Genomic DNA, 5,053 nt, shown 5'->3' with positions numbered 1-5,053 from the left:
TAATTACCGTGGGCGGTCATTACGCGCGCACGAGGGGTGAAGGCGGCCCTGGGGTGACCGAAACAGATATTCGTTCACCCCAGGCGAACCGGCGAACCCTGAACCGCCTGCTCAGTGCATGCGCTGGCCCAGGGGGTGGTCGCAGAAGGCGCCGCCGACGCGCTGGAGGATGGGATCGGCGAAGGTCCACTCGTGGTCGGCGAGGAACTCCTCCGCGAACTGTTCTGCATCATCCTGGGGTTCGTATCCGATTGCTTCACCCTGTGCACCCGACCACCATGCCCGCGAGTTCTTCGAGATCCCCCACACGGTGTGAAATCCCTTCGCGCTGTCGGACAGTGATGCCTCGATGAGGCGCGCTGTGTCTGCCGGCGACATCCAACTGGCAAGGCCGCGGTAGTTCGGCGGCTTCGCGAAGCTCGATCCGATACGTAGGTTCACGACGTCGATGCCGAAACGGTCGTGATACAGCCTCCCCAATGCCTCGACCGCAGCTTTCGACCAGCCGTAAAAGCCGTCGGGACGAGGCCCGATGTCACCGGCCAAGGCCTCGCCACCTGCTTCGTCGTGTGTCCAAAAGCCCACCGCGTGATTACTCGACGCGGCGACGACACGGGTGACTCCGTGCGCGACTGCGGCCTCGAAAACCGCCTGCGTTCCGTCGACATTCACGGACAGAATGTTGGCCCACGAATCCTCGGTGCTCAGTCCGCCCAGGTGCAGGATGGCGTCGACGCCCTCGACCGCGCGGGCCACCGCCTCTCGGTCGGTGACCGACCCCTGAACGAATTCCTCTGTGGCGGAATCGATATTGCTGATCTCGGCGATGTCGAACAGCCGAAGTGTGCGATCCGGTCTGCGCAGCAACGGTCGAAGCATCTTCCCCATGTTTCCGGCGGCACCGGTGATCAAAAGCCGTGTCATGTTTTCTCGCTCCTCGTCGAAAAGTCTTGTGCTGCGCATCACGTTAGTACATACTTCGAAATGAAGTCATCATCTTGACTTGCATTCGCATACGTGAACAACAAAACCTCCATTCGGATCGTCCGGCACGTTCCTGCCGGTGAAGGAGCACACCCATCATGGCAACAGTTGCGTTCGAGAACGTCACCAAGTTCTTCCCCGGCGGCGACAAGCCCGCTGTCGACCAGCTCGACCTCGCGATCGAGGACGGCGAATTCCTCGTACTCGTCGGACCGTCGGGCTGCGGCAAGTCCACCTCACTCCGCATGCTGGCAGGCCTCGAAGACGTAGACCGCGGTGCAATCACCATCGGCGGCAACGACGTCACCGAGTTCCAGCCGAAGGACCGCGACATCGCCATGGTCTTTCAGAATTACGCGCTCTACCCGCACATGACCGTCGGGGAGAACATGGGCTTCGGACTGCGCATCGCAGGTGAGGACAAGGCCGAGATCAAGCGTCGCGTCGAGGATGCCGCGAAGATCCTCGACCTCACCAAGTTTCTCGATCGCAAGCCCAAGGCACTGTCCGGCGGTCAGCGCCAGCGGGTCGCGATGGGCCGCGCGATCGTCCGGAAGCCGCAGGTCTTCCTCATGGACGAGCCGCTGTCGAACCTCGACGCCAAGCTGCGCGTGCAAACCCGCGCCCAGATCTCGGCGTTGCAACGGCGTCTCGCGACCACCACCGTCTACGTGACCCACGACCAGGTCGAGGCCATGACGATGGGTGACCGCGTCGCCGTTCTCAGGGACGGAGTGTTGCAGCAGTGCGACACTCCGCGCCGTATGTACGAGCACCCGAACAACGTGTTCGTCGCCGGTTTCATCGGATCGCCTGCCATGAACCTTCTCGAACTGCCGCTGGTCGACGGCGGAGTCCGTTTCGGCGGCGAGGTCGTCCCCGTTCCGCGCGCCGCTGTCGCGAGTATCGGCGAAACCTCGGTGACCCTCGGCGTGCGACCCGAGGACCTCGAATTCACGACCGGCCCGGGCCTCGAAGTCACCATCGACGTTGTCGAAGAGCTTGGCGCCGACGCCTATGTCTACGGGCAGGCCGACGTCAACGGGACCAAGCAGCCCATCGTCGTGCGTGCCGACGGGCGGACCCCGCCTCGCCGCGGCGAGACGATCACGCTGTCCTACGCGGCCGAGCGCACCCACTTGTTCTCGACCGTCACCGGCGAACGCCTCGTCGACTAGAGCGCCACGCCACTTCTGGGACCACCACAGTGATGGGCGACTACCCACAATGATGCTCTTCTTGTATCGAAGCATCTACAAATTATGTTGTACTGGAATGGATTTCACTTATAGCGTGTGAGCCAGCACACCATCGCCGTTCTAGGGAGATCGCTGCAGTGTCCATCGATTCCACACTCAGAGCACCCAAGCCCACGAGCGGGCTCACCGCTCCCGATGCTGCGGCCTTGGCCTTGGCCTCGGGCGAGGCGTCAATCGATCGTATTGCGCACGTAAAGCTTTTCGTCGATCACGCTGCCGCTGAAGAACCCGATCAGCGATGCCGAGGTCCTGACCGGTCGCCAGAAGGCCATTCAACGAGCACCTCGAAACCCGTGGCGGCAGAATGTATCTCTCCGACCGCCCGGGCCTCGGCTTCACCCTCAGTGATCAGGCCAAGGCCTGGACCATCGGAACGGCGGAGTTCGGCAAGTAGGCCACCTGAGCGGTGTGGCCGCTAGGCGCGGAGCGCTTGCTGGCCCCACTAGGCGCGGAGCGCCTGCAGGGTCGCGCGCGCACCCACGGAGTGCAGTGACTCCATCTGCTTGGTGTATTCCGCCACGAATCGCTCGTTGTCGACGAGGTCGCCGAACACGTCTCGGTTGGCGATGAATGCGGTCGGGTCGTCCTTCTGCTTCTGCGCCAGCGGGACGAGGATGTTTTTCAGCTGATCGATGATCTCGATGGGCTGTCCCTGCTCGTCTGTGCCCTCCGCGTAGCGCGCCCAGCTCGCGACGACGGCGGTGGACAGCGTGATGTCGCCACCGGTCTCGAGGTTCTTCCGGATGACAGGCAACAGCCACTTGGGAATTCGATCCGACGACTCCGCGCACAGCCGAGCTACGGTATCCCGGACCTCCGGGTTCGAGAACCGTTCGATGAGGGTCTTCTTGTAGTTGTCCAAGTCGATGCCGGGGACGGGCTGCAGCGTCGGTGTCGCCTCGTTGTCCATGTAGGACAGCAGGAACTCCGAGAACAGCGTGTCCTGTGCGACCTCGTGCACCAAACGGTAGCCACTGAGATAGCCGAAGTAGGCCAAGGCCTGATGGCTTGCGTTGAGCAGTCGAAGCTTCATCAGCTCGTACGGCGTGACGTCGTCGACCACCTGCACGCCGACGTCCTCGAGGGGTGGCCTGCCGAGCGTGAACTTGTCTTCGAGTACCCACTGCGTGAACGGCTCGCCTGCCACGGGCCAGTGGTCGTCGATGGCATAGCGTTCGGCAAGTCCTCGCACGACTTCGGGTGTGGTGACCGGTGTGATGCGGTCCACCATCGAGTTCGGGAACGCGCCCTCGGCCGAAATCCATTCGGCAAGAACAGGATCCTTTAATCGCGCGAACGTCGCGAACGTCGACTGTGCCATGTGGCCGTTACCCTCGATGTTGTCGCACGACATCACCGTGAACGGCTTGAGGCCCCGCTCCTTGCGGCGCGCCAGTGCTTCCGTCACCAGTCCGAACGTGGTCGACGGAACTGCGCCGTCCTCGAGATCGGCGACTATCGCGGGATTGTCGGAGTCGAACTCGCCTGTCGTCGCCGAGAAGTTGTATCCGCCCTCGGTGATGGTGAGCGAGACGATTCTGGTGGTCTCAGCGGCCATTTTCTCGATGACGGCTTCGGCATCGTCGGGCGCGAATAGGTACTCGACGATGGACCCGATGACGCGGGTGTCCCACGTTCCGTCGGGATGCCTGAGCGTCAAGGTGTACAGGCAGTCCTGAGCGTCCATGACCTCCTTCATTTTTCGGTCGTTCGGCAGCACGCCTACGCCGCAGATACCCCATTCCAGCGCCTCGCCCTGCTGAAGCAAACGATCGACGTACATGGCCTGATGCGCCCTGTGAAAGCCTCCGACACCGAAGTGCACTATCCCGACCGTCACCTCGGACCGGTCGTAAGTGGGCACTTCCACGTCCTCGATGAAGTCGTCGAGGGTGTGCGAGTTCAACTTCATGCGTCGATCTCCTCCGTGAGTCCGGGTACGACAACAGCTTTGATGCTTCCGGCAGCCCTGTCCGCGTTCAAGGCATCTTCGACGTGTGCGAGATCGAAGCGCGCGGTGACCATCGAATTCAGGTCGACGAGCCCGGCCACGACGAGTTCTCTCGCGATCGGCCAGGTGTTCGCGTATCGAAAAACGCCGGTCAGTACGATTTCGCGGTTCTGAATGCGCGAGATCGGCAGGGCATAGTCGGATGCACCCATACCCACCAGAACGACGGTACCGGCCGGCCGCACGGCATGAATCCCGTCGACGACGGCTCGCGGCGCACCCGAGGCGTCGATGAACGCGTCGACCTCCAGGGAGCGGATGTCGTCGACGGCCGGGTCGAGGGATCTGCTCGCCCCGAACGTGGCCGCGTTGACGCGCCTCGACTCGTCGATGTCGCTGACGATGACCTCCGTCGCGCCGAATGCGCGGGCGACCTGCGCCGTGACGAGACCGACGGGGCCGGCGCCGGCGATGAGCACGCTCGATCCCGGGGTGATGCGTGCCTTCTGTGCCGATGCGATTGCGACCGAGAGGGGTTCGAACAACGCGGCTGCCTCGTCGGTGATCTGATCCGGCACCCAATGCGCGAAGACCGACTGAATGACGACGTATTCGGCGAGCGCCCCGTCGATGGGCGGCGTCGCGAAGAATTCCATCGCCGGGCACAGGTTGTATCGACCCGCGCGCGATTGGGCGCTGGTGGGATCCGGACGCTGCGGCTCGATCGATACCCGCTCACCGATCCGCGTGTCCGCCACCGCGGATCCGACGCCGACGATGACACCCGCGGCTTCGTGACCCAGTACCAGCGGGCCGCGCACCACGTGGTCGCCAATGCGGCCTTCGCGGTAGTAGTGAG

General features: G+C 63.2%; 4 protein-coding genes. 1 reads left to right on the top strand and 3 read right to left on the bottom strand.

Going from position 1 to position 5,053, the window contains the following annotated elements; translation table 11 throughout:
• Positions 1-111 precede the first annotated feature (111 nt).
• On the bottom strand, positions 112-924 hold the full coding sequence (locus WBQ44_RS00925) for an NAD-dependent epimerase/dehydratase family protein (protein WP_495564860.1): 813 nt from the start codon (positions 922-924) through the stop codon (positions 112-114).
• Between the two features lie 158 nt (positions 925-1,082).
• On the opposite strand from WBQ44_RS00925, the gene WBQ44_RS00920 reads away from it, so the two are divergent.
• The gene (locus WBQ44_RS00920; RefSeq protein WP_495564859.1) at positions 1,083-2,162 is read left to right on the top strand and encodes an ABC transporter ATP-binding protein; all 1,080 of its coding nucleotides are present in this window, start codon (positions 1,083-1,085) and stop codon (positions 2,160-2,162) included.
• Between the two features lie 523 nt (positions 2,163-2,685).
• Here WBQ44_RS00920 and WBQ44_RS00915 read toward each other — a convergent pair.
• Positions 2,686-4,155 (bottom strand): mannitol dehydrogenase family protein, encoded by a 1,470-nt coding sequence (locus WBQ44_RS00915; RefSeq protein ID WP_495564858.1) that lies wholly within the window; start codon positions 4,153-4,155, stop codon positions 2,686-2,688.
• Positions 4,152-5,053: NAD(P)-dependent alcohol dehydrogenase (locus WBQ44_RS00910; RefSeq protein WP_495564857.1), on the bottom strand; the 902-nt coding region annotated here is incomplete at its 5' end. The genes WBQ44_RS00910 and WBQ44_RS00915, both read right to left, overlap by 4 nt.

The sequence above is a fragment of the Rhodococcus sp. (in: high G+C Gram-positive bacteria) genome (assembly GCF_049591685.1).
In the GTDB taxonomy this organism is placed as follows: Bacteria; Actinomycetota; Actinomycetes; order Mycobacteriales; family Mycobacteriaceae; genus Rhodococcoides.
This window is presented reverse-complemented; position numbering and strand designations above follow the sequence as displayed.